Raw genomic sequence first — 24,357 nt, forward strand, 5'->3', positions numbered from 1 at the left:
ATGGCAGTCGAATTGACGGTGGGCAGCGTGGTGGGGATCGTGATGTCGAGTACCGTGTTGAGCGCGGTGGTGAACGGCTGGGTGACGTGGAGGCTCAAACGCGGCGACCGCAAGCGCGAGGACGCGGCGAACGCGAAACGCCGCGTGCTTGCGTACCGCGATGCGGCGTACTCGCTCGAGGCATTCGCGAAACAGTGCGATGACTACTGTGATGGCATCGACCAGGCGTTGCCCGAGTACCGCGCGCACGATATGCAGGCGTTCGACCTGTTGGATCCAATCCATCTGCGATTCGAATTGCCTTCGGAATCAGTGGCGTCGGAGTTGAATGCTGAACGTATCGACCAGCTAAGGCATTTTCGCGAGGGGCTGGGCCTAAGCACGGCATGGGTTGCTGGCCAGCACCATTGGACGGGCAAGGACGACGAGTACGAGTTCGAAGTCCAACGCGCGATCTATTTCGGCTCGGAGGCCTGTCGCTTGGCGAACGCCATTCGGGCTGAGGTCGGTATCGAGCCGTATCGGATGACCGCAACGTATCTCGCTGCTTTCGAGGCTCGGTTCGACGAGCTGGCGCTGCGCTATGCGAAAAGGAAGGGTCGTCTCGCTCTGATTCCCGAACTCGAACCGCGAATGACAGGCCGGCATCCTGATCTGCCAGCTGCCGAGTCCGAGGGCGACCTGTGAAGGCTTTGGCTCAACGACGCGACGCCACCCAGGTAGCGAATTCATCGCGGCCACTGCGACGCCTGACGCCCGCCCACTTCGCGCTGTACCGCGCATACCTCGAGGGGCTCGACGAGGCGACGCTGCATGCCCACTACGGCATACCCGGGACCGACGTGCGCGTCACGCGCCGCACGCTGGCGACGTTGCGCGATACGCTGACGATTGCCGCGCGTCGCGCGCGCGACGTCGACGCCGCGCACCTGCTCCGCCTGAAGCCGGGCAGTCTGCCGCGCGACGCGCACGCCGGCGCCGTGGCCGCCCGGGAAGTGCCGACGCTCGAGGTGTTCCGGGCCGAGGTGGATCCCGATGCGTTCTACAGCGAGCGTGAGCTCGTCGCGCTGTACGTCGAAACCTATCCGCCGGCGACGTCGCCGGCGCTCGATCGCAAGGTCGCGCGCAATCGCCGCCTGCGCGATCGCCAGGACGCCGCGCTCTCGCGCATGGAGGCGAGTCTCGTCGAGGCGCCGCAGCCCGAGCACACGCTCGACGGCTGGTTCGACGCGCGCGTTGTCGCGCGGCTCACGGCCGCCGGCGTCACGACCTTCACCGAACTGCTCGCGCTGATGCGGGCGCGGCGTCAGCGCTGGTACCGCGCGGTGCCGCGCCTGGGCAAGATCGGCGCGCAGCGCATCAGCGACTTCATCGCGCAGCACCCGGACACCTTGGGCTACCTGTCGCCGCTTGCCGTGACGCCGCGCCGGCAGCTGGCCGTCGGCCACCCGGCGTTGCAGCCTGTGCCCGGCGCATTCGCCGATGTGGTGCCGCTCGAGGCGCTGCGCGTGCCGGCCGCGCTCGACGGCTCGGCCGGCCTGAACCGCGCGCCGGTGCCCGCGCACCAGGCCGAACTGAACACCGACCTGCAGGCGGTCCACGCCTGGATTTCGATCCGCGGCGCGCGCAGCGAGGCGACCCGTCGCGCGTACCGGCGAGAAGCCGAACGACTGCTGCTGTGGGCGATCGTGGTCAAGCGCAAGCCGCTGTCCTCGCTGAACACGCCGGACTGCGCCGAGTACCTCGACGTGTTCCTGCGGGATCCACAGCCGGCCGAGCGCTGGATCGGGCGCGGCCGCGTGGAGAGGTTCGATCCGGCCTGGCGGCCGTTCGTCGGCCCACTGTCCGAACGCAGCCGCGACACCGCGCGGCGGATCCTCAATGCGATGGGCGCGTGGCTGGTCGGCCAACAGTACCTGCGCGTGAATCCGTTCGCCGGTCTGCCGGCCGCGCCCTCGGTGCCGATCGATGCGACCGGCCGCACGCTCACGCGTGCGCAGTGGCAGTACGTGCTGCAGACCGTGTTGCGCCCGGTGTCCGCGTTTGCCGTCGCCGGCCACCACGGGACGAATAGCGCGACGATGGCTCGCGATGCGTTCCTGCTGTTGTTCGCCTACGCGACCGGGCTGCGCCGCGCCGAACTCGCCGCGGCGACCACCGGCGCGCTGACGCGCAACGCGCTCGATGGCGCGCTCGACGATGCGTGGAGCCTGAAGGTGATGGGGAAGGGCCGCCGCGCGCGCACCGTGCCGATGCCGCTGCGACTGATCGACGCGCTGCGCGCGCAGCTTCGCACGCGTCCGGTTCCGCTGACGCTCGAAACCGCGCCGGCCGACACACCGTTGATCGCGCACCTGGTGACCGGCGAGGCGCTGCATCCGGACGTGGTCGGGCGGCTGTTCAAGGGGATTTTTGCGCGGGCCGCCGACCAACTGGCGCTAGCGTACCCGAATGCGGCCACCGACCTGCGCCGCGCGAGCACGCACTGGCTGCGCCACACCTTCGCGAACCACGGCCTCGACGCCGGCGCCGACATCCGCGACATGCAGGAGCTGCTCGGCCACGCGAGCCTAGGGACCACGACGCTCTACACCAAGGCCGACGCGGTACGCCAGTTCCAGTCGGTCGAGGCGTTGTTCAATGCGGCGCTCGATGGCGCGGATCCGCCTGCGGCCTTGGGCGTACCGGCTGCATCGCCGCCTGCCCGGGCGGAAGCAGCCACCGCTGCCCAGCTGGTCGACGTGCACGTGACGCTGCGGGTAGAGCCGAAGCGGCCGGGCGGGCGCGGTCGCGCCCGCGTGCTCGAGCGCGTCGAGCGTGAGGTGCTGGCCGGCCTCGCGCGTACGCCGACCCGCAACGGTATGACCGTGCTGCAGGTGCCGTTCGAGAACGAAGACGCTTTCGATCGGCGCGTCGACGACCTGTTGGTTGCGATCGCGCTCACGGCCGAGCAACATCGTTGCCGATCCGAAAGCGAGGCGTGGGCGGAGGTCTCTGGCGAGCGCTGGCGCTGGTAACGACGGCCAGCGGGCACGGCGTGTTCTCCCGCCGGGTCGCATCGGGGCTGGGGCGGGGGCAGTCAACCGCCTCCGCGTAAGCGCGATTTGGAGCGGGCCGCGTAGGAGTTCAGGCCATCCGGAGGCCGGGCGGCTTTCAGGTGAAATTGGTGTCGGTGGACGCGCATGCCGGCGTCCTGAAGCTATACAACGGAACAGGCCGACACGCGACCTGTCCCGATACTGGCCGGCGGGCGACCCGGACAGATGCATCGCGAGGTGTCCCATGCCAGATGATTGGCGAGGCTGGGCGGTTTCCGCCCTCGGGCTCGTGCTGTTGCTCGCGCAATTGCGCGGCAGCAGCCCCCTGTGAACGGCGCGGCCTGGCGGCCGCGGCTATCAACCCTGTGGCCGACCGGCCCCGTCTCGGATAAGGTCACGCTGCAGGCTGTTCTGACTCTGCCTGCCCTCACGAGGGGGCGGGCCTTTTTGACGTTGGGGCGAGCGCGTCCCACGGATCGCCACCATTTAGACCCACGACTGCTGCCATGACCGCCGCCCTTTATCAATTCACCGCCACCGCCGCGCAGATATGCCCGCCGATGCCCGCCGTCGGGCCAGGTGGATGGGTCGAGTTCCTCGATCACTGGCAGACGTTGATTGGCGCGACCGCCGGCGGCTTGCTCGGTGTGGCTGGCGCCTGGATAGTCGCCGTCGCGATCTGTCGAAACCTCTGGCCAATTGTTCGAAAGCGTGGCTCGATCGACTACTGGCGCCCGCACAGTTGCAATCGCTGTTAGCCAATCTCGGTGCCGAGCTGAAAAGGCGGCAAGGCGAAGTCGACCAGTCGAACGCGGCACTCGATGCCCTGCTGATGGCCGGCTCGGCCGAAATTGAGTCGCAGATGGCGACGAGTCTCTCGGCGCTCAACAGTGAGGCCGTGGCGAAGAATTGGCAAGCCGTACTCGATGCGACGCACTTGGACACGGCCGACGCGCTCACGCGGGCGACCACTATGCTGGAGTCGGTCTGCACGGCGATCCTGATCGAGCGTGGCATTCCGCTTCCCGCCGACAAGTCGCTCTCGCCGTTGCTCAAAGAGTGCATCAAGCGTCTGGAGTTCCCGAAGCTGCCAGACCTGCAGGATGACCTGCGGAAATTGCTAGGTGGCGTGATGTCCATCTGCGGCGGGGCGGCCGCGCTGCGCACACACTTTGGCACCGCGCACGGCGCGAACAGCCATTTCGCGCCGCTCGACGCAGCGTTCGCTGTGTTGGCGAAAAATGCTTGCGCGGCCGCCGCGATTTTCTTGATCGATCGCCACAAGCATAGCGACGGGTCGCTGCCTGCAGAACTCAAGGCATGAGCAAATCTGTCCTCGTCCAGGTGCGTGCTCGGCTCGTCGAAGATCGGCGCATGTCCGACCTTAGTGACGATGACGAAGCCGACCTGGCACAACTGCTGGATGTAATCGACGACGCATTGATTGCTTTCCGCGACAACACCACGTCGGTGGTCGACGAGTATGGCAAGACCCCGATGGCGCGCCCCACCGTGACCCTGGCGTACACGGTTTTTCATCTTGAGGACAACAAAGTTCGGGAATGGGTCAGCTCGAGTTGGCGACAGCTAACGGACGCCGGGATTTTGATGTGACGGATCGAGCGACTGCAGTCCACAAGGTCGGCGCGCGCCGACCCGGAACGGCGGAAATGCGACTCGAGTGCCGGATGTGGATCGTCTGTATTGGATTGAAACGCTGGTGCCATGCTTCAAACGGGCATTGACACGACGAAATGACGTGTTACGCTATCGCAGCACGACATTTTGTCGGGTTGGGCCGGGGAGGGCAATGATGCAGAAGGTCGAAGACGGCGTGCTGTATGTGTACCGGTGCCGGGAATGCGGCCATCGCGGCAAGGTTTACTACGCTGACGACAGCCATGACGGCGAACGCGTTGCGTGTGTCCAATGCGGCGCGGCAACCAGTCTCGAGTGGGACGGGGGCGTCACGCTAGAGGTGGCCCGGCCGGCCGTGCCGACGTCGGCTGATATTCGCTCCCTGCGGCTTGGCGGACGGCGTACGCAAGGACAGATGGCGCGTCTGCTGCACGTAACCGAGCGGCAGTACCAGCGCTGGGAAGCGGGCGACAGCGCCATGCCGCCCGCGTATTGGCAACTACTGCAGCGCATCGCCGGCCAGCGACATCCCGCCGACTTTGCGATCGCGCCCGTGCCGACCCGCGGATGGGATACCCATCGTGACAAGCAGCGCGACACCATCGAGCGGGGCGACGTGGTCGAGCTGCAACCGCTTGACGGACCGCTACTGCGCGCGATCGTGTGCCTGGATCGCGTGCATGACGGCTTGGTCGACGAGGACGGTTACGGGGCGCTCGTCACCGAGTTCGTTGGTGCGGCGGATGCCGGGCAGGTATATCAGGGCTTCTTCATCGGCGAGCGCGTCACCTTCGCGCGCGCCAACGTGATCCATCTCGAGCAACGGGTGCCGTCACCCGCCGTCGCGACCAATCGATTAACAGAAGGGGGCATTCGCCATGAATAAAATCACCAAAACCTACCATGAGCTGTCGCCGTCCGAGCTTGCCGACGCGCGGCGGCTTTTCCCTGGGGTAAGCGCCGATGACCCGTACCTCTACGCGATTGTGGCCGGCAAGCTCCACCACCGGGTAAGCGCCGATGCGCCGATCGCTGTTCGTATCGAAGATGATCGTGGCCCGCACTATTTGCGGCGGGACCAGGTCGTTGCACTCTCGCCGCGAAGCAAAGGCGGACAGAAGGGAGTCGATGTTCATCTTCGGTCCGGCGACGGTCAGCCGCCCCATACGCTTTGGATCCATGCTGACCCGGACTATCTTGCCAAGCAGATCGGCTGGTAGCCCCGTCGCGAAGTTGAAGGGAGCCCTGGGATGCGCAAGGAATACGAATTGCAGACCGATGTCCTCGCGACGATCGTAGCGACGACGCTAGTAACCCCGAAGCACGACGAGTTGCTGACGGCGTTCGCCGCGCGCACGGACTTCCGCGGCGCGCGGCACGTAAAGACGCGCGACGAGTTCGGTGCGCAGCCCGCGCGCGTGATCGACGCGAACGGCCGCGAGATCGCCGCGGACTACGGCGCCTGGATCGACGTGCAGCTGGCCGCCCACGGCGGCTCGGCGCGCGCGGTGTGGTCGGCGTATAGGGAAGCCGGCTACCTTCTGGTCGAGGTCGAGCCCTTGCTGCACTACTTCATGTACGACCGGGGCGGCGATCAGGAAAACTTCGTGCAGATAGAGGTCTGGGAAGAGCGCGAATTCGTCGAGCGCGAAGTGTTCCCCCGCGATCTGTCCTGGGGACTGCCAGACGAGCACGACCTGCGCAGCGGTCAGTGCAGTGTGCCAGTCGAGAGTTTCGAGCGGCGTCTGGTCGGTGCGCCACGCTATCGGCTGCGGGCAGTCACCGACATGCAGCGTTTCCTGGCGCTGGCCGAGGAGGTGTATCGCGTGCGCCGGCAGCGTGACGGCGATCGCCTGATGGTCGAGACGAACGTGCAGACAGGCGAAACGCGTGAAGTCCGCGTCCGTGACCTCGGGCCCGGCTACCATGAGCCTCAGTGGCGCGGCCGTCGTTTCTTCGACGACTGGGCTGCGTCGAGCGCGGGCCGGGCCGGCGAGCGCATCTGCCGGCGTTGGGTGTTCAAGACCGAGGACTACGACGACCGGCGCAGCGGTCGCCACCTTGAATACGTCCCTGCCTGGACGCATACACGCAAGATCGCTGAACTGAGGAACACCTCGAAGCTGGACGCATACAGTCTGTACGGGCGGCTGAATCAGTTCGACGCGCGCATCGGCCACGCTTTCGCATGGTATTTCTACGGTCTGCACGGGAACCTGGTCCTTAGCGGGCAGATTGAGCGGGTGCTCGAGGCAGCCGAGGCTGGATTAATCGTACTGCCCGAGCACGACTACCAGGTGCTGCGCCGCTGGGGCGACGATCAGTACGGGTTTTAGATGTTGATAGGAGCGCAAAATGCGAATACTCATGACGTTGCTTGGCGTGATTGCCATCTTACCGGTGGTGTGACGTTCGGTATAGACGTGGCGGGCGAGGCCCATTAGGCGAGTACCTTGGCCGCAATCGCGTGCGGCATGGGCCTTATCGTGGTGCTTCTCGCCGTCGTCGATGAGTGTTGCTCAGTTATCGCTGCCCGGCGAAGGGCTTTCAGCGGAGCCAGGCCGGAATTCTCGCGGCGATCCAGTCAAACGTGGTGGGTGGCAAGGAGATAGACCGCGTCCCATCGTAGGTATCTGAGGCATCGAAATAGAACAATCTGCCGTTGTGGATCTCAATCGGGTCGTGTCCGGGGCGGCCACCCCAAAATACAAAAAAGTATCGCGTGGCAAGCGCCGATCCTTGCGCGTCCGCCACGACGATCTTGACTCGCTCGTTCTGATCCGCGAACGAGTCGCTGCTGCGGCCACTGCCACATACGTTGACGATATAGGTCTTCCCGCCCACTTGCTTGATCCCGCCATTCAGCTTGTCGTTGTAGTTGTAGCGCTGGCAATCGGTGTCATCTGTCGTGACGCCGCGAAAGCCGACGACGTAGAAGCAGCCGAGAAATGCCAGCGTGACGATTGCGAGCACCACGCGTTTTGTCGAGCTGAAGCGGTCGACGTTCCGAAGCAGCCTGACGACGTATAGTGCGAACAGGATCGACGTGACTCCGAGGATCAGGATCTTCACATTCGAGAGCGAAAAAATGACGAGTCCATTGCTGACCGACGCGGGCAGGAAAGCAAAGGCGATCGCGGCAACCAGGAAGAGGGCGACTATGCCCAACGCCGTTCGGAGAACGAGAGAGAGCGCCTTCATTTTTGTTCGGCTGGGCTGGGTCTGCATACGGTGTCGAATTTCAGGGTAATCGGCTTGTCGAGCTGGATGAGCCGCGGCTTGGTGTAGACCATGAAGTCGCCGCCGCGATTGTGCGCGGACCGCCAGTCCCGGTACGTCTTGTTGTGCACCGGCCAGTAGACATCCTTCGCGAGAAATTTGCGGAAAAGGCTGGTTCGTTTGTCGATCGGCTTGTTGACTTCGTTGCCGTCGGGCAGGTAATGCCACTCCTCGATGGTCGAGTTGCCCACGTTCAAGTTGCTGCCTTTGAAGAAGTCATTGATCGCAGCGAAGTAGGACAGAACCATCCCATTCTTGTTCCAGTGTCCGAGGTACTGACTCTTCGTCGGCGAATCGTCGTTAAACGAATAGCTGTCCTTGACATAGACATAGAGGTGGGTGATTTGCGCGACCGGCTCGAGGCAGAACTCCTTGTTCTTCCCCTCGTATCTGTAGTATCGGTCACCGGTCACGGTCGCCTTCGCGATGGCGGCATAGAAATTGAAGTTCGCCAATGCGCCCGTCAGATCCGTCATCGCGGTACCGTCGAGGGTGTCCACGGACGATACACGTTGATACTGGAACTGCCAGTCGATGTGAAATTGGCGGAGATCGCTGAGAAAGGGGGCGGTGTCGATCACGATTCCGGCGCCGTTCAGCTGCCGACCCGAGAAACTTTTCTCGATCACCGGCGTCAGGACTTTCATGGCCGCCCGGGCGGCGTTCGGCGTATACACAGCTTGCCGGACGAGTTGATTGAACCGCGCTGCGGCCCCACTAAACTTCAACACCCAGTCCAGGGAGATGGTGGTAGCGTCGAACGGCTGTACGGAATCAAAATCGTCGTTATAGGCGTGGTTGGGACTCGCAAACCATTCCCGCGCGAGTTTGGCCGACATCGGCCAGCCCATCTTATCCATCGCCTTGGGAACGTCCTGAAGGTCGAACTCTGGCAGCTTCTCCGCGTGTTCTGCGTCCTGCGGCGTTTTGCTCGGCTCGGGCTTCGCTTGAGGCTTTGCAGGCGTCGGGGTAGGAGCGGGGGCAGCTTTGGGTCCGACCGCTGCCGGTTCCTTGGAGGGCGGTGGTTCGTTAGGTGCGCGCCTGGCGAACGAAATTTTTTGCTGCGTGTCGATCGGCACGCACCCGACCACGCCGGAATAGCATTTCCAGTTCTTTCCCGAGTATAAAAGCCGGGACTCCATTTGATAGTACGGGAGCTTTTTGACGTCTGGCATGTCGGCATGAGCGAGCGAATCGTACGAAGAATCTATCATGCTGAGGTGCTGGTGGCTCACCGTCGGCGCCGGATTCTGCAATCCCCGCGCCTGGCGGGATTCGGATGTGACCGCTGAACGGCGAGTGGTACCGCATGATAGTGGCACGAAATGCGTGGAATACGTATAATACGTATTCATCTCGCAGGAGGTTGTCATGCAGACCATCACCGCCACCGAATTAGCCCGCCATACACGGCAGATCCTCGACCAAGTCGCGCAGCGACGCGAAACGGTCGTGGTCGAACGAAATCAGACCGTCATCGCGCGCCTGGTGCCCGCTGAGCCCGCCATGTGCGCGGCCCAAGCACTCGAGGGTTTGCCAGTGAGCCTGGGCCCCGAGGATGCGGCCCGCTGGCTGCGCGACAGTCGCGCCGGCTTCGAAGACGGAGTGCGTGACCCGTGGGCATGATCATCGACAGTTGCGTGTGGGTCGGCCTCGCCGGCGGCACGGTCGAATCTCGCGCCGTGATCGATACCGCCGGCGACGCGCCGGTATTTATTTCGACGATCTCCCTGGGCGAACTGGCGTTCGGCGTCCAGGCGTGCGCAGACGCCGCGGAGCGCGCGCGACGTGCCGCGCATCTGCGCCAGCTCGAGCGGAGGCCGGTGCTCGACGTCACGCGCCATACCGCGGCGGCTTTCGGCGTGCTGGCTGCTGCGGTGAAGCAGGCCGGGCGCTCGCCGCGGCCACGTTACAACGATCTCTGGATAGCGGCGCAGGCGATCGAGCACGGCTACGCGTTGATGACGCTGAACGTCGCGGATTTCGCGGATCTCCCTGGTCTTTCCGTGCGCGTGCCGCAAACGTCGACATCGACTTAAGTTCTATGGAGGCGCGCATCCTGCCCGGTCAATCCCGAATCGATGCTCGTCTCGCCGAATGCCAGGATGACGATCTCATTCAGAACTTGTGACCTCCTGAGACGTTCCCCGGCGTCGATTCGAAACAACGATGGCATCGAAGTCATTGCCTGACCGTTCCCTATGTCGCCACGGCGCTCGATTCGGGCCGCATGGACTGATCATGCGGACTGGTTGAGGATTTCGACCTCGAAACCTTCCGGCCAGCCCTGATTCATGACGCGCATTGCGTCCTCGGCAATCAACTCTGGCACGACGTCGTTGTAGTCCTCGTCAAGTGGCGTGATCATCACGATCGCGCAAGGGTGTCCTTTCGCCGCAGCGATCTGCCCTGCCAATCGTCTCAGCTCTGCGGTCCATTCGTGAACCAATTGGTCGATGTTCTGCTTTTCTTTACTCACGTCATATCCTTTTTTCGTACTTCCGTGGACCGATGATAGCGTGGAACGACGACGCATCTTGAAGGGCCTCGTAGTTCGAGAAATTTATATAATTCCCGGTCAAATTCCGTACTTCTCCACCAATCCCGTGATGCGTGCTTGGGCCGAACCTACATCACCCACGCCTGCATTTCGCGGCGAATAGTTTCAAACATCGCTTTCGCTTATTCAGCAAAGACTTGCGTTAGCGGGACGCACCTCGGCGCGTCCGCAAATTGGCGCGATCGCGTAGGTCACCCGGTACCGGCCGCGGGTCCGAGAGCGGCGCTGGCCGCACTCGGGGTCGATCATATTCTGAGCCATTTTTCTCATGCGACTCGGTCGTTCGGAACCGAATGCACCAATCGCGGCCGTGCCTGGGGCGGGCGCGGCTTGACAGTAGTAGGTTCCAACGCGGCGAGCACCATACGTCGAAGTTGTGCCGCCTTTGCCTGCGAGCATCGCAGGTATCGACGAATGTCCGCAACGGTCGGGCGGACCTCGCCGGCGGCGATAGCATTTGCCAACGTCAACGCCTCAGACTCGATAACTGTCGTGAGGGATTCGACCGTCGGCGCAGGATCCAGCTCGGCCCCGCTGCTCGGGTTATCCACGGAACTGGCATGACTCGCTTCTTCGCTCGTAGCGGCCAAGCAGACGCGTTCGGTACTGCCTTCGCCGGCGACGTGGTTCGCCGCTACCGGAAAGGTACGGGCGTCATCGCCTTCGTCGAATGCGATGGCACGGCGCGGCAGCACCTGCAGCCAACCAAGGCACGCGACACATTCGAGCAGCAAACCGAACAGCAGCGCTATTGCAAGATCAACGCCGTCCCGGGAAAGAGCAAAGACCTGTGCGACCCGAGATGTGACTGGATCAATTCGGGCCTTGTCTTGGCGTGCGAGTAAGAGTTGCCGCTCGGCAGCTGCGCGGTCTGCTGCCTGTTCGCGTCGGTGTGCCAGATCGGCCTCGACGCCAAGGGCGGACAGTTGTGCCGCGAGCCCTTCGCGCCGGGCGCGTAACTCAGCACACCGGGTGCGGCAAGTTTCGGCGCGTGCGTTGGCGAGGAGCTGAGTCACGCGCGCCTGATCTCGCGCGATGACATCCCTCGGCCGTCCCGATATGGACTGCGTCGATTCGCTGGGGGAAGTCGACTCGATGGCGCCTGCGCGTTGCGCGCCGGCGTGTTGCTGGGCCGCCAAAAAGAAGGTTGCATGTCCATATCCCGTACCGACGAGGCACACCAGCCACAGAACCATTGCGGGCAATTTTATGTGTAGCGGCTCGCCGCGCGTCAAGGCCGGAAGTAGGTGAGCGGCGAGCAATACCACGAGCGCGACGGCGGCCCATGCGGCACGCTCTGCAGACGTGCCACCGCGCTCGATGCCGGCGACGATCGAAATCCACGCGGACGTGCCAGTTGCTCCGAGCGCGAGGGTCAGTGCAATCAGGTATGCAAGGTAAGAGTGCGGCGCGATACGCCGGTAGGAAGCGTGGCTTTGCATGTGCGGCCTCATTAGCTAGAGTCGGCCCGCGCCCCGTCGCCAAACGGGGTGAGCGGGCGCAGAGCGGGGTTGGCGAACCGGCAGCTAATGACACCGGCAGACCCGAAGGTCTCCCCGCCCAGGCCCGCCCATAGACATCAGCGTGCAAAGGCATTCCGCACAAAAAGCCACTGGACGCGGCTGTGCGCATTAACTGTTCGGGTCGCCAAACCCGGCGCCTGTTGTTTCAGGCGCAACGTCAGTATACAGACCACGTTGTACGTTTACAAGCGTTTGCCTCTGCTAGCGGTATGGGCCGTTGTGCTGCGAGTCGACACATTGGCGAAATTACCGCCAATAGAGATCACGCAAGGCACCGTATCCGCGGTAGACGACTGGGTTGTCGTTTGCGTAGTACAAGAATAAAGTACTACATATTGTTTCTTGAGCAGTTCCCGATACGGAGATTGGGATGACGACGACGTTGTTGCTGGTTTCATTCGCACTCCCACCGAGTTTCCCACCTGAATGGGTGCCGAAGCCGCTCGCCCAGTTCGTTGCAGGCTGCGTGCCGGGTTTGACGAAGCGTCAACTGCTCGCTCGTACCGCGAGGCTCGGCTGGAAACCGACATGGGAGCCCGTTCCAAAGCTGAAGCGTGACGACATCGAGGCATATGGCTTCGGGTTGACCGTAGACGGCGTGGGCGTTCCGTTGATCGCGCGCATGCGCAGGGCGACAAAGGACGTGATGCCGACGAAGGTACCGGAACGAGACCCGCGTCAAATGAGCTTGTTCTGAGGAGCGGCCGCGATGAACCAGCTGCGCATCGAAGCGCGTTCGTTGGATGCGCTTGAAGCAATCATTCGGCAGGCGCCAACGGGGCTCATCGCTATTGACGGGTGTCCGCTGGCGGGCAAATCGACAGCCCGGGTTCAACTTTGCGAGAGGCTCGGCGCGATCGGATTGGAACTCGATAACTTCGTGGTGCGCGATCAGCGGGAGTACGTCAAGGCATTGCGAACGGATGACGTGTCGCGCGCGCTTCAGGATGCGCTGTCCCGCACCGGGAGGGTCTTGCTAGACGGGGTCTGTATGCGCGAGATTCTCGCTCTTCTTGGGTTTGCAGCGCGTCTGCATGTCTATGTGCAGCCGATTTCCCCGTACGGCATTCCAAGCAACCTCGAGACGCTTGATGCGGAGGATGGCAAACCCTTGGATCCCACAGTCGCCACTTTCTTTAACGAACTCGACCATGAGGTATTCAGATATCACGCGGCGTATCGGCCTTTCAAGCAGGCAGACGTTATTTACTATCGCACGGCAGAATAAGCAGGACTGCGATGTAATTCAATTTAATACCATTAACCTTTTTTGAGATTCGCGAAAAATTCCGTTCTGTACAATCGGGCTTGAGGGCAAAGCGGGCTTACCGCTTCGCAAGCTTGCGTAATAGAAAAGAAAGGTGTGCGGATGGATGCGCTTGAACTGATGCGAATCATTCGAGGCGGCCTGATTCAGCAGGACCGCCTCCTTAAGCTGGACACGTCGTTGGGAAACGATGTCTTGCTTCCCCACCAGATGGTTGGCGAATCGCGGCTTGGCCGGGACTTCGAATTTGTCGTCGATGTCGTTACCATGACACCGAGCGTCGAGCTAAAGACTCTCATCGCACAGCCCGCGACTCTCTGGGTCCAGCAGCGCAACGGATCCTACGCGCCTCACAATGGCTACGTGCATACGGCGAGGCGTCTTGGTGCAGATGGGGGGCTAACTTTCCACCAGATCTCCATCGCCTCATGGATGCATTTTCTGCGGTTTCGCCGCGATCAAAAGATCTGGCAAGACAAATCGGTTGACGCGATCGTCACGGACGTTTTCAACACGCATCCGCAGGCCCGCGGTTTCTTCGAGTTTGACCTGTCACGCCCCCTGCCATCCCTGTCTTTTTGTCGCCAGGACGAGACGGATTGGAACTTCGTCCACCGGCTTCTCGAATCGGAAGGGCTCTACGGCTACTGGAAACACGACGCCGATGGCAAGGCGCATCGCTTCGTCATCACCGACCGCTTGACCGCGCTCGACGAGGCGCTGCCTGTCACGTTCTCCCGGGCAGGGACGACCGTCGCTTCAGATGCTCTGACTCAATGGAGCGGCACGCGCACACTGCAGAGCACATCGCTGACTACTCGCACGTTCGACTACAAGAACCCGTCGGGTGCCTTCAATGCGAAGGGGACCTCGCTACCGACGATGCCGAACCAGGGCGACCTCCCGGATCAGGCCGAGGTCTACGAGTACACCGGCGCCTATACGTTCATGGCGCAGGAGCGGGGCGATGCACTCTCGAAAACACGTCTTGAGGAATGGGAATCGCGATCGAAGCGGTTTTTCGGCATCGGTGGCTGGCGCGCAGCTGACGCAGGCAAACGTTTCACATTGGATGGGCATCCCGATCACGACGGCGATTCGACTGAGCAGCGCGAGTTCGCTGCGATCGCCGTACGCTGGATCGTCCGGAACAACCTGCCGATTCCGCCGTCGTCGACTCGAATGCCCCATAGCCTCGATCAACTGATCGCAGGATCCGGAATCGCCGACGTAGGCGGCGTCGCGCATGCGTCGCCAGATCTCGACGGTTCCGCGGGCGCTTACCAGGTCGAGATCGAAGCGCAACGGACCACGGTTCCTTTTCGGAGTCCATTCGAACACTTAAAGCCCGCGACGCACCTCGAAACTGCGATTGTGGTTGGCCCGCAAAACGAAGAGGTCTACACCGACGAGTTGAACCGCATCAAAGTGCGATTCATTTGGGATCGCGTCAACGAAGGCAACGAGAGAGCATCGTGTTGGGTGCGCGTCGCGCAGTCCGATACCGGAAGCGGATACGGTGCCGTTCATCCGCCGCGTGTCGGCGAGGAAGTCTTAATCGATTATGTCGGCGGCGACTGTGACCGTCCGATCGCGATCGCGCGCGTGTACAACGGCGCGACGAAACCCCAATGGCACACGAACGGCCTCTTGTCCGGCTATCGTTCGAAGGAGTTCGCCGGGGCGGGGTATAACCAGATGGTCATGGACGACTCGACCGGCCAAAACCGCCTGCAGTTGTTCAGCAGTCAGGGTAACTCCGCGCTCCATCTCGGCTACCTGATCCAGCAGACCGGCAATGCACGAGGCGCCTACCTCGGGACCGGCTTCGATTTGCGCACCGACAGCTACGGCGCCGTCCGCGCGAATCGCGGGCTATACGTCACGACATATACGAAAGCGGTCGACAGCGAGCCGCTCGACGCGCGCGAGACACAACAGCAACTGGTGCGTGCCGAGAGCCTGATCGAGTCACTGTCGGACGCGAGCACGAGACACAATGCGGAGGATTTGCAGGCCGGATATGACGCGCTGAAGCAGCTGACCGACGCGACGCAGGAGTCGGCTACCGGCGCGGCGTCCGGTGGGCGAACCGGTGGCGGTGGAACGGGCACGGCCAACGCCTTCAAAGAGCCGGTGATGCTCTTTGGAAGCCCAACGGGCATCGCGCTCTCCGCGAACGAATCCGCCCATATGTCTGCATCGCAACACGTCAATATCGTCAGTGGTCAGAGCACGCATTTCGCGGTCGGAAAATCGCTGATCGCCAGTGTCGCCAACAAACTGAGCATCTTCGTCCAGGGCGCGGGCATGAAGCTGTTTGCCGGTCGCGGCAAGGTCGAAGTGCAGGCGCACTCGGACAACATCGAGCTCACCGCACAAAAAGCCGTCAAGGTGGTTTCAGCGACCGCCAAGGTCGAAGTCGCCGCGGATCGGGAAATCTTCCTCACGTCCGGTGGCGCCTACATCCGGATCGCAAACGGTGACATCCAGATTCACGCGCCCGGCAAGATCGACATCAAGGGCACGACGCACAGTTTCGACGGACCGACTGCGCAAGGCTATGTGCTCCCTGGGCTACCTCATGCGGGCGATGCCCCGCGATATCACGAACAGTTTCACCTGGTCGACGACGACGGCGAGACGGTGTTGCCTCACACGCGCTACGAGATCGAAAGCGAATCGGGCAAGAAGTGGAGCGGCTACAGCGACGCCAACGGTTTTACTCAGCACATCTATACCGATCAGCCCGAGTCTTTGTCGCTGACGGTCTACAAGGAGGTCGATGATGACAGCGACGAAGAAGAAGCGTAAGACCGTGAAGCGTCACGTGAGGCACGCGTCGACGACCGGGACCGATCAAAATTCGCTGGTGAAGGCCGTCATCCAGAACGACGCCGGCGAATGGGTGCGCCCTGCGACAGGTGACAAGTTCTACATCGACGAGACCACCAAGTTCCCGTCGATCACGTTCGAGTTTAAGTCGGACGATCCACCGCCCTATCAGTGGAAGTGGACCATCGTGTGGGACGCCCAAGTGAGCCCGTTACGCGAGACGGGCAAGCGCGGGAGGAAGGTCAGGTCGTTTTCGGATACAGGATCTTTTACCAGTAATGACAAGGTTTGGGAGGCGAACCTAAACGACAAGGTCCTTGGCGGAAAGCTGTCCGTCGAGGTCAAGGCCGGTTCAACCGAGTTCCGCCGAACAGTGCTTATTCTCGGGAAGAATCCATCGAAAGATGATGTGCTTGCCTTTCTCAAACCCATTCCGAAAACGATCGGATTCGACTTGATTCTCGAGCAGGAGAGTCACTTCAAAAACTTCATGAATGCTGACAGCGAACCCGTGGTCGCAGGCGACAAGGGTTTCGGTATGACTCAGATGACGCATCCGTCACCGACATATGAACAGGTCTGGAATTGGAAGGAGAACATCAAGGCTGGCGTTTCGTTGTGGCAGCAGAAGCAAACGGATGCTATCAGTCATTTTGAGGGGCTTCCCTACACGGAGGAACAACTTCGTCGCGAGACGTATTCCCGATGGAACGGCGGCAGCTACTATAAGGTAAATAAGGCTGCGGGGACGATCGAGCGTAACGATGTGATGTGTGACACGCAAACGGGTAATATAGGTTGGGACATGACTGACCCTTCGAACGCGGGGAAGACAGAAGCCGAGCTTCGCAAGCGCGACAAGGATGAGTACAAGAAAATGAAGGCGGGCCAGACCAAAGAGCATCCATGGAAATATTCCGGAATCTGCTATGTCGATCATATCTTCGGTAATTAAGTTTTGTGTCATTGCTGCCGCCGTCGTCGGCGCAGCGAACGCGTTCGCCGACGAAAAAGCGCCTACGTCGGTCCGGCTGTCGAATGGACGTCAATTCCAACAGGCCGAAAATGGGAAGAGATTGATTGAAGTCGATGCCGACCATCACCGCACAATCACTGTGACGTTGCCTCCCTCGTTTCGTCGGGCAATTGCGTCAGCATCGGGCATTGGATTTCCCTCGGCGACATCCAAGGTTGTCGACGGAAAGGAATTCGTTCTGGTGGTGGTGAGCCAATCGTCGAGCAATCAACCGATGGGCTTTTGCGGGGCGGGGGAGGAGAGCACGCTGTATGTGCTGCAGGTCAACGGTAACGCTGCAACCCCGATCTATTCGATGCCGGTACAAAGCTGTTTGCACAGCGTGTCGCTTTATAGCGACGGAGACTACCGATCGCCGTGGCTCGCGATCGAATGGATTGAAAACCCGCTCGGACTCAAAATCACCTGGACCAATATCGACGATGCAGGTAATGCAACGCGGGAGTATCGGTACAACGGAAGAACTTTCATCCGCAGCAAATAGCGCGCCGGAAAATCTGCAATGCTTTGGGGGGCGGCCGTCGCCGCTGCCCAATTTAGCGCGGCAGTGGCGACGACCCTACTCATGATCATCAACGTTCCATCATTGACCCGCGGGTCTTTGCGGTCTAGCCTGCTAGTTTTCTCGCTCACGGAAGTCCGCTCATAGATATGGCAACTTATCTCGAACTTAAGGCACAGGCAGAAGCACTGGCACAGAAAGCTGAAGAAGCGCGGCTTGCTGAACTTGACAGCATCATCACTGTGATTCGCGAACAGATCGCCCAATACGGCATCACGCCCGACCAACTCTTCGGTCGCCGGCGTGCAGTAGCGCCGAGCGCGCGTGCCCCGATCGCGCCGAAGTATCGTGATCCGAAGTCCGGTGCCACCTGGAGTGGACGTGGGAAGGCACCGCAATGGATTGCGGACGCGAAAAACCGCAATCGATTCCTGATTCGTGACGCGGAATAGGTTTTCTCGTTTTGAGGTGCTGTCGACGGATCGAAAATGCTCAGCTTTGAATCGCCAAGCGACGTCGAGCGTCTTCCAGGTTCGCGCGAGCAACTTCATGCAACACGCGGCGAATCAGCAAAACTCCCTTGCCGTCGTCGGTAACGCGCCGAGCAACTCGGTCCGATCGACGAGCTTGCTCGCGATCAGGTGCCGCACCTTACCTTCGGCCTGCCATACGCCGTAGACGGCGAGCAGCGCGGCGCCGAGCGCCTCCTTCCGAAACTTCTCCAGCAGGCCGGGCCACAGGATCACGTTCACCTGGCCCGTCTCGTCCTCCAGCGTCATGAACAACACGCCGTTGGCCGTGCCCGGCCGTTGGCGCACCGTGACCAACCCGCATGCGCGCGCGAGCTGCCCGCTACGCAGCGTCGCCAGCTGCTCGGCTGGCTGCAGCCGATCGAGCGCCAGGCGTTCGCGCAGCAGCGCCAGCGGATGCCGGCCGAGCGTGAAACCCATCGCGTTGTAGTCGGTCACGATCTCCTTGCCTTCGGAAGCCTGCGGCAACGCCGGTACCGTGTCGTCGCGCTCGGTGCCGCGCAGCAGATCCCGATCGGGCACGGCGGCGGCCGCCAGCCAGAGCGCGGCACGCCGGTTGCCGCCGGCAAGCGAGCGCAGCGCGTTCGCGCGCGCGAGCACCTGCAGGTCGTGCCGATCGAGCTGCGCCCGTCGGGCGAGATCCGCGACGTCCACGAACGGTCGCACCGCGCGCGCGAGCTCGATGCGGCCGGCCACGTCTTCGCGCATGCCGCGCAGCAGCGAGAAACCGAGCCGCACGGGCGCCGACGTCGTTGGGCCTTCGATTGCCGAATCCCACGTGCTCACGTTCACGTCGACGGGCAGCACCTGGACGCCGCGACGTCGTGCGTCCTGCAGCAGCTGAGACGGTGTGTAGAACCCCATCGGCTGGCTGTTCAGCAGTGCGGCGAGGAACACCGCGGGTTCGTGCCGGCGCAGCCACGCGCTCGAGTAGACAAGCAGGGCGAAGCTGGCCGCGTGGCTCTCCGGGAAGCCGTAGTCGCCGAAGCCCTTGATCTGCGCGAAGATCGCCTCGGCGAATTCGTGATCGTAGCCGCGCGCGAGCATGCCGCTGACCAGCCTTTCGTGATACGGCTCCAGGCCGCCCTTGCGCTTCCAGGCGGCCATCGCACGCCGCAACTGGTCCGCTTCGCCCGCCGAGAAGCCGGCCGCGAGCATCGCGACCTGCATCACCTGCTCCTGGAAGATCGGCACGCCGAGCGTGCGCTTCAGCGCCTTCTCGACATCGGGCGACGGGTATGTGACGGGCTCGAGACCCTGACGACGGCGCAGGAACGGATGCACCATGCCGCCCTGGACCGGGCCCGGCCGGACGATCGCGACTTCGATCACCAGGTCGTAGAAACATTGCGGCCGCAGGCGCGGTAGCATCGACATCTGCGCGCGCGATTCGACCTGAAACACGCCCATGCTGTCGCCGTTGCAGAGCATGTCGTAGGTGGCTTTGTCCTCAGCGGGGATGTCCTGCAGCTCGAACGTCTCGCCGCGCTTCTCCGAGATCATGTCTAGCGCGCGCCGCACCATCGATAGCATGCCGAGCGCGAGCACGTCGATCTTGAGGATGCCGAGCGCCTCGATATCATCCTTGTCCCACTGGATGATCGTGCGATCATCCATCGCGGCGTTCTCGACCGGCACGAGCCGCGTGAGTTTGCCGCGGCTGATCACGAAGCCACCCGAATGCTGCGAGAGGTGACGCGGATAGCCCAGCAGCTGCGCGGCGAACCCCGCCCACTGCTGATTGAGCGGCGCCTCGGGATCGAGGCCGGCCTCGGCGAAGCGCTGCAGCAGGTCCGCGCGCGAATCGAACCAGTGGTGTTGCTTCGCCACGCGGTCGACAATCGCCGGATCCACGCCGAGCGCCTTGCCGGCTTCCCGCAGCGCGCTGCGCGGTCGGTACGTGGTGACGGCAGCCGTCAGCGCAGCGCGATCGCGGCCGTACTTCCGGTAGATGTACTGCATGACCTCTTCGCGGCGCTGATGCTCGAAGTCAACGTCAATATCCGGTGGCTCATTGCGCTCTTTGCTAATGAACCGCTCGAACAGCATCGACTGGCGCGACGGGTCCACCTCGGTCACGCCGAGGCAATAGCAGACCGACGAGTTTGCGGCCGAGCCGCGTCCCTGGCACAAGATGCCGCGCTCGCGCGCGAACTGCACGATGTCGTAGACAGTCAGGAAATACGCCTCGTAGTTCAGGTCGGCGATCAGCTGCAGCTCATGCTCGATCTGAGCCTGCACGTCGACCGGGATGCCGGCCGGAAAGCGCCGGCGCGCGCCGATATAGGTTTGCTCGCGCAGATAGGTCGCGGCGTCGTAGCCGGCCGGCACCACTTCGTCGGGATACTCGTACTTCAGGTCGTCGAGCGAGAACGTACAGCGCCGTGCGACCCGCACGGTTTCCTCGAGCGCGCCGGCCGGGTAGAGGTTCGCGAGCCGCAAGCGCGACCGCAGGTGCCGCTCGGCGTTCGGCGCGAGCTCGTAGCCGCACTCGGACACCGGCCGGCCGGCCCGGATCCCGGTGAGCACGTCCTGCAGGGGCTTGCGCGACCGGACGTGCATCAACGGCCAGCTAGTGGCCACTACCGGTACGCCGTGGCGCGCGGCGACGCGCTCGACCACGCCGCGGTGGATGTCGTCCATCGCGCGCGCGTGCAGGGTGAGCGCCACCCAGGCACGATCGCCGAACACGCGCGCGATCCACTCGACCTGCGCGTCGAGCCGTTTCTCATTGGCCGGGAAGTCGGGCGACAGGATCGCGATGCAGTCGGGCAGGCCGCGCAGGTGGGTGTAGGGCGCTTCCGGATGCTCGAGGTCGAGCGGTGCGAGCCGGTACGTGCCCTTCTTGCCGCGCATGCGCCCGAGCGACACCAGTTCGCAGAGATTGCCGTAACCGTCGCGGTTCATTGCGAGCGCGGAGAACCCGATCGCCGGCGATCCGTCCGCGGCCGTCAGCCGGAAGTGCGAGCCGATGATCAACGGCATGTTTGCCGCCTTTGCCTCGACGTGCGCACGCACAACGCCAGCGAGTGAACACTCGTCGGTGATTGCGATCGCGCTGTAGCCAAGCTGCGCCGCGCGCGCGACGTACTCCTCGGCGCGCGACGCACCGTGCAGGAAAGAGAAGTCGGACGCGACCTGCAGTTCAGCATAGGCTGGCAGGGCGCCGAAACTGCCGGCATCCATGGGAGATCAGCCGAACAGGCCGTGCAGGAAGAAACGCGGCTCGCTGTCGTCGCTCGCCGTCGGCCGTTCCTTGAAGATCCAGTAGCAGATGCCGTTGTCGTCCTCGGCGACGAAGTAGTCGCGCGTGACGGTCTGCCCGTCCTGCCAGCCGCCTTCGATGCGCTCGCCTGGTGACACCATGCGCAGCGGCGTGCCGTAGAACGGCCGATGATGACGCATGAGCAGCGGCACGGGTTTGGCGAGCAGCCACGCCGGTCGCGGCAAATCTGCCGGCAGCGGCGCAGCCTTCGGCGCGTCGCGCATCGGCACCCAACGGGCAGCCGGCTCCGGACGGTAGTCGGCTATGGGAGCGGGTACGAGCACATTTTCAGCGCCAAGCCGCGCGGTGAGCAGTTCGAGCAGCCGCGCATGATCCTGCGGGGTTCCGCCCGGCTCCGGGAACAGCGAGTCGCTCGGCGCGGCCGCTTCCTGCACGCTGCGCGCGACGAGTCGTACGGCGATCACGGGACCGGCGAGCTCGACGTGCCCGAGCCGCTCCTTGACGAGCCGCGTCAGGTGTTCCTCGAACCGCGTCGGTGCGCCGAGCGCGATCTCGATCTCGGTCGGCGCGATCGCGTCCCGACCGCGCTCATGCTCGAGCAGCAGTGCGAATGCGGCGACGTCCAGCTGCTTCGCGGTGAGCCAGCCGGTCAGCTGCAAGATCAGTCGACGCGCAACGAACAGCAGCGCCTCGGCGTGCTCGACACGGTCCATCAGTTCGACCCGCGTGTCGAATGACGGCGGCATTTCAAGCCAGTCGTACGCGGCCGGCGCAGTGCCGGCGACCTGGTCGAGCCAGTCGAGCAGCTGCGTGCCGCAGCGCTTTTTCAGCCCGGCGCGCGGCAGGCGCTGGAGGTCCGCGAGCGTTTCGCAGCCGAGTTCGTCGAACCACGTCGCATATCGCCGCGCCTCGGGGGCCACGACGAGCGGCGCGCGCGCGAGCGCGCGACGCAACGATCGCGCAGACAGCGCGAGGCCGCCGCGCAGGCCGCGAGCGAGCATCCATGCGGCCGGGCCGGTCGACGCAACAGACACCGCCGCGGTAACCCCGAACGACGCGACGACGTCGCGCACGCGCCGGCGCAGCGCGCGGATGCCGTGAAAGAGGCGCAGGCTGGCCGTCACGTCGAGCAGCACCACTGCTTCGTCGGCGTCGACGACGCTCGGCGTGAACTGCAGCATCGCGTAAGCGACGCCAAGCACCAGCTCGCGCTCGCGAGCGCAGTCGCGCTCGCGGATCCGCGCGTCCGGTGCGAGCGACAGCACGCCCCCGCGTCGCATGCCGGCGACCACGCCCAGCGCGCGCGCGGCGCGATCGAGCGCCACAACGCGGCCGCTCTCGAGCACGACCAGGCCGCACGCATCATCAGGTGACGGCGCCGGCGATCGCGGCCGGAACGTTTCGAGGTTGAGGTGCGGCAGATGCACGCCGATCCACACTGGCATGGCGGTTCAACAAAATGGGGGAGGGGGATAAGGGAACAAACAGCGGCGTGTCACGCGCGGGGCCCCGGCGCTTCACGAACGTGACATCGACGCCGTCGCGCTTCGGCGCCAGCGCGAGCCGCAGCGGCGCCGGCGACGCATCGCGCGCGGCAGCCGCCGGCCGGAACACAAAAAAGAGGGCGGATCCACTCTGCGCGGCCAGATTCAGGCGTCTAAGCGCGTCCGTGCGGACATGCGCCTGCCAGAGCAATACCGCAGCGCAGGTTCCGGCGCGCAGCGCCTGCTCGGCGGCCCACAGTGCGTCGGCCGTGCGTGGTGTCGGCAGCGTCATGAAGCCGGAGGGATCAACGTCCCAATACGCGAGCGCGAGTGGCTGCAGCGCGTGCGGCGGCTGGATCAGCATGACCGGCTTGCCGGCCGCGCGCGCGAGCACGGGCGCGAGCAGCCGCAGCTCGCCGATGCCGGGCTGCTGCGCGAGCAGTTCGACCAGCGCGCCAGCCGGCCAGCCGCCGCCGGGCAATTCGGCGTTCAACGCCGGATGGCCGGTGTCGATGCCGCGCATGACCGCGCGCGGCAGTTGCGACGCTTTCCACAGACTGGGATGAATCGCTTCCGGATGAGCGAGGGCGGGGTGCATGGGGTCGGCTTCTAAAACACTGTATGTTTATACAGTATGCCACAGCTTTGCCTGCCATCAAGCCCCTAGCGTCTACGCGGCCAGCTGCTGCTCGTAGTAGGGCCGTTCGTGGTCAGTCGAACATTCAAGTCATCCCTCAGGTCCGATCGCCCGCGTCTTTCGGTAGTCGGGCCTCCAGTTGTGCCTTTCGCTCTGCGAGCTTGCGACCAAGTCCGGCAAGGTCGACTCCCGATGAGCGTAATTCGGGAAAGAGTTCCGTTTCCTCTTCCTTGATGTGATGCCGGACGTTTTCCATCAACACCCTGAAAGTGGCGTCAAACCCCTCCATGCCGGGCTTGAGTGATTCGAATTTCTCGATGAGAGTCTTCACGAGGAAGTGCTCCACGTAGGCTTCATCGACACCCTTTTGGGGGTCGCCGGAAAGCACATCGTGCGCAGCCGGGTAAAAAAATTGTTCCTCAATCATCGCGTGGACGGTCAATTCTTCGCAGGCTCGTCTAACGAGTGCGTGCTTAGCATCGAGGTCTTCCTCGGCGGTTCTTTCAAAAATAGTGAACAGCTTTTCGACCGCGCGATGGTCAGACTCGAGTAGGGCGATAGCGTCGGTAGCCGAAGGTATGTCAGCTTCGTTGCCGTCATGCTTGTTGCGCTGCGTCCGGATCGTCTTCGTCATGGCTTGCCCCTCTAAAGGTGGTTGAAGGCCCCCATTCGAGCAAAACTTGCACCCGCTTCAGAAAGCACTCGGTCAGCAGCGTGGGGCAACGTCGAGGAGTGGCCATACTATCGGATGGTCCCGCGCGAGCAGTAGAGACGGCAGCGACCGGCGACCTCCCGCCCAGCA

24 protein-coding genes are annotated in these 24,357 nt (G+C 63.2%); 16 read left to right on the forward strand and 8 right to left on the reverse strand.

The window, feature by feature from the left end:
- The 8 genes from WS57_RS37880 (at position 1) to WS57_RS34770 (ending at position 7,012) form a co-directional block, all read left to right on the forward strand.
- On the forward strand, positions 1 to 687 hold the full coding sequence (locus WS57_RS37880; protein ID WP_059516503.1) for a hypothetical protein: 687 nt from the start codon (positions 1 to 3) through the stop codon (positions 685 to 687).
- Positions 684 to 3,017, forward strand: a complete 2,334-nt coding sequence (locus WS57_RS34745) for a site-specific integrase (protein ID WP_257786282.1) — start codon at positions 684 to 686, stop codon at positions 3,015 to 3,017. Before WS57_RS37880 ends, WS57_RS34745 begins: the two co-directional genes overlap by 4 nt.
- Positions 3,018 to 3,544: 527 nt before the next feature.
- Positions 3,545 to 3,796: a hypothetical protein gene (locus WS57_RS37790; protein ID WP_081056786.1), complete on the forward strand. Its 252-nt coding sequence runs from the start codon at positions 3,545 to 3,547 to the stop codon at positions 3,794 to 3,796.
- Positions 3,781 to 4,362, forward strand: coding sequence for an abortive infection family protein (locus tag WS57_RS34750; protein ID WP_059516499.1), 582 nt, complete (start codon positions 3,781 to 3,783; stop codon positions 4,360 to 4,362). Before WS57_RS37790 ends, WS57_RS34750 begins: the two co-directional genes overlap by 16 nt.
- On the forward strand, positions 4,359 to 4,652 hold the full coding sequence (locus tag WS57_RS34755; protein ID WP_059516497.1) for a hypothetical protein: 294 nt from the start codon (positions 4,359 to 4,361) through the stop codon (positions 4,650 to 4,652). The genes WS57_RS34750 and WS57_RS34755 overlap by 4 nt, the downstream gene beginning before the upstream one ends.
- Positions 4,653 to 4,851: 199 nt before the next feature.
- Positions 4,852 to 5,562, forward strand: coding sequence for a hypothetical protein (locus WS57_RS34760; protein ID WP_081056795.1), 711 nt, complete (start codon positions 4,852 to 4,854; stop codon positions 5,560 to 5,562).
- On the forward strand, positions 5,555 to 5,896 hold the full coding sequence (locus tag WS57_RS34765; RefSeq protein ID WP_059516495.1) for a hypothetical protein: 342 nt from the start codon (positions 5,555 to 5,557) through the stop codon (positions 5,894 to 5,896). Before WS57_RS34760 ends, WS57_RS34765 begins: the two co-directional genes overlap by 8 nt.
- 30 nt (positions 5,897 to 5,926) lie before the next feature.
- Positions 5,927 to 7,012 (forward strand): hypothetical protein, encoded by a 1,086-nt coding sequence (locus WS57_RS34770; RefSeq protein WP_059516493.1) that lies wholly within the window; start codon positions 5,927 to 5,929, stop codon positions 7,010 to 7,012.
- Positions 7,013 to 7,223: 211 nt separating this feature from the next.
- Here the strand turns inward: WS57_RS34770 and WS57_RS34775 are convergent, their stop codons facing one another.
- Together WS57_RS34775 and WS57_RS34780 are read right to left on the reverse strand one after the other, a co-directional pair.
- Entirely contained in the window at positions 7,224 to 7,904 is a 681-nt protein-coding gene (locus tag WS57_RS34775; protein ID WP_059516491.1) for a hypothetical protein, read from the reverse strand.
- Positions 7,874 to 9,190 carry a DUF6402 family protein gene (locus WS57_RS34780; protein ID WP_230945554.1) on the reverse strand — a complete coding sequence of 439 codons (1,317 nt, stop codon included), beginning with the start codon at positions 9,188 to 9,190 and terminating at the stop codon, positions 7,874 to 7,876. The genes WS57_RS34775 and WS57_RS34780 overlap by 31 nt, the downstream gene beginning before the upstream one ends.
- Positions 9,191 to 9,326: 136 nt before the next feature.
- Between WS57_RS34780 and WS57_RS34785 the strand changes: the two genes are divergently transcribed.
- Both WS57_RS34785 and WS57_RS34790 read left to right on the forward strand, forming a co-directional pair.
- Positions 9,327 to 9,581 (forward strand): type II toxin-antitoxin system Phd/YefM family antitoxin, encoded by a 255-nt coding sequence (locus WS57_RS34785; protein ID WP_059516489.1) that lies wholly within the window; start codon positions 9,327 to 9,329, stop codon positions 9,579 to 9,581.
- Entirely contained in the window at positions 9,572 to 9,994 is a 423-nt protein-coding gene (locus WS57_RS34790) for a type II toxin-antitoxin system VapC family toxin (RefSeq protein WP_059516487.1), read from the forward strand. The genes WS57_RS34785 and WS57_RS34790 overlap by 10 nt, the downstream gene beginning before the upstream one ends.
- A 200-nt stretch (positions 9,995 to 10,194) precedes the next feature.
- Here WS57_RS34790 and WS57_RS34795 read toward each other — a convergent pair whose 3' ends face one another.
- Positions 10,195 to 10,434 (reverse strand): hypothetical protein, encoded by a 240-nt coding sequence (locus tag WS57_RS34795; RefSeq protein ID WP_081056785.1) that lies wholly within the window; start codon positions 10,432 to 10,434, stop codon positions 10,195 to 10,197.
- A gap of 347 nt (positions 10,435 to 10,781) precedes the next feature.
- The gene (locus tag WS57_RS36640) at positions 10,782 to 11,957 is read right to left on the reverse strand and encodes a hypothetical protein (protein WP_081056784.1); all 1,176 of its coding nucleotides are present in this window, start codon (positions 11,955 to 11,957) and stop codon (positions 10,782 to 10,784) included.
- Positions 11,958 to 12,408: 451 nt separating this feature from the next.
- Between WS57_RS36640 and WS57_RS34805 the strand changes: the two genes are divergently transcribed.
- From WS57_RS34805 to WS57_RS36645, 6 genes are all read left to right on the forward strand, one after another.
- The gene (locus tag WS57_RS34805; protein ID WP_059516482.1) at positions 12,409 to 12,735 is read left to right on the forward strand and encodes a hypothetical protein; all 327 of its coding nucleotides are present in this window, start codon (positions 12,409 to 12,411) and stop codon (positions 12,733 to 12,735) included.
- A gap of 12 nt (positions 12,736 to 12,747) precedes the next feature.
- Positions 12,748 to 13,266, forward strand: coding sequence for a hypothetical protein (locus WS57_RS34810; protein WP_059516480.1), 519 nt, complete (start codon positions 12,748 to 12,750; stop codon positions 13,264 to 13,266).
- A 141-nt stretch (positions 13,267 to 13,407) separates the two neighbouring features.
- The gene (locus WS57_RS34815) at positions 13,408 to 16,119 is read left to right on the forward strand and encodes a type VI secretion system Vgr family protein (protein ID WP_059516478.1); all 2,712 of its coding nucleotides are present in this window, start codon (positions 13,408 to 13,410) and stop codon (positions 16,117 to 16,119) included.
- Positions 16,094 to 17,095 carry a hypothetical protein gene (locus tag WS57_RS34820; protein ID WP_059516476.1) on the forward strand — a complete coding sequence of 334 codons (1,002 nt, stop codon included), beginning with the start codon at positions 16,094 to 16,096 and terminating at the stop codon, positions 17,093 to 17,095. The genes WS57_RS34815 and WS57_RS34820 overlap by 26 nt, the downstream gene beginning before the upstream one ends.
- Entirely contained in the window at positions 17,070 to 17,660 is a 591-nt protein-coding gene (locus tag WS57_RS37460) for a hypothetical protein (protein ID WP_155741188.1), read from the forward strand. The genes WS57_RS34820 and WS57_RS37460 overlap by 26 nt, the downstream gene beginning before the upstream one ends.
- A gap of 167 nt (positions 17,661 to 17,827) precedes the next feature.
- The gene (locus WS57_RS36645) at positions 17,828 to 18,130 is read left to right on the forward strand and encodes an H-NS family nucleoid-associated regulatory protein (RefSeq protein WP_081056783.1); all 303 of its coding nucleotides are present in this window, start codon (positions 17,828 to 17,830) and stop codon (positions 18,128 to 18,130) included.
- A gap of 114 nt (positions 18,131 to 18,244) precedes the next feature.
- Here WS57_RS36645 and WS57_RS34830 read toward each other — a convergent pair whose 3' ends face one another.
- From WS57_RS34830 to WS57_RS34845, 4 genes are all read right to left on the reverse strand, one after another.
- Positions 18,245 to 21,394, reverse strand: a complete 3,150-nt coding sequence (locus tag WS57_RS34830) for an error-prone DNA polymerase (protein ID WP_059516472.1) — start codon at positions 21,392 to 21,394, stop codon at positions 18,245 to 18,247.
- Positions 21,395 to 21,400: 6 nt separating this feature from the next.
- Positions 21,401 to 22,879, reverse strand: a complete 1,479-nt coding sequence (locus WS57_RS34835; RefSeq protein ID WP_059516470.1) for a Y-family DNA polymerase — start codon at positions 22,877 to 22,879, stop codon at positions 21,401 to 21,403.
- Complete coding sequence (imuA, locus tag WS57_RS34840) at positions 22,800 to 23,516, reverse strand: translesion DNA synthesis-associated protein ImuA (RefSeq protein ID WP_059516468.1); 717 nt, start codon at positions 23,514 to 23,516, stop codon at positions 22,800 to 22,802. The genes WS57_RS34835 and imuA overlap by 80 nt, the downstream gene beginning before the upstream one ends.
- Before the next feature lie 136 nt (positions 23,517 to 23,652).
- Positions 23,653 to 24,189 carry a hemerythrin domain-containing protein gene (locus tag WS57_RS34845; protein WP_059516466.1) on the reverse strand — a complete coding sequence of 179 codons (537 nt, stop codon included), beginning with the start codon at positions 24,187 to 24,189 and terminating at the stop codon, positions 23,653 to 23,655.
- Positions 24,190 to 24,357 lie beyond the last annotated feature (168 nt).

The organism is Burkholderia pseudomultivorans (assembly GCF_001718415.1).
GTDB lineage: Bacteria > Pseudomonadota > Gammaproteobacteria > Burkholderiales > Burkholderiaceae > Burkholderia > Burkholderia pseudomultivorans_A.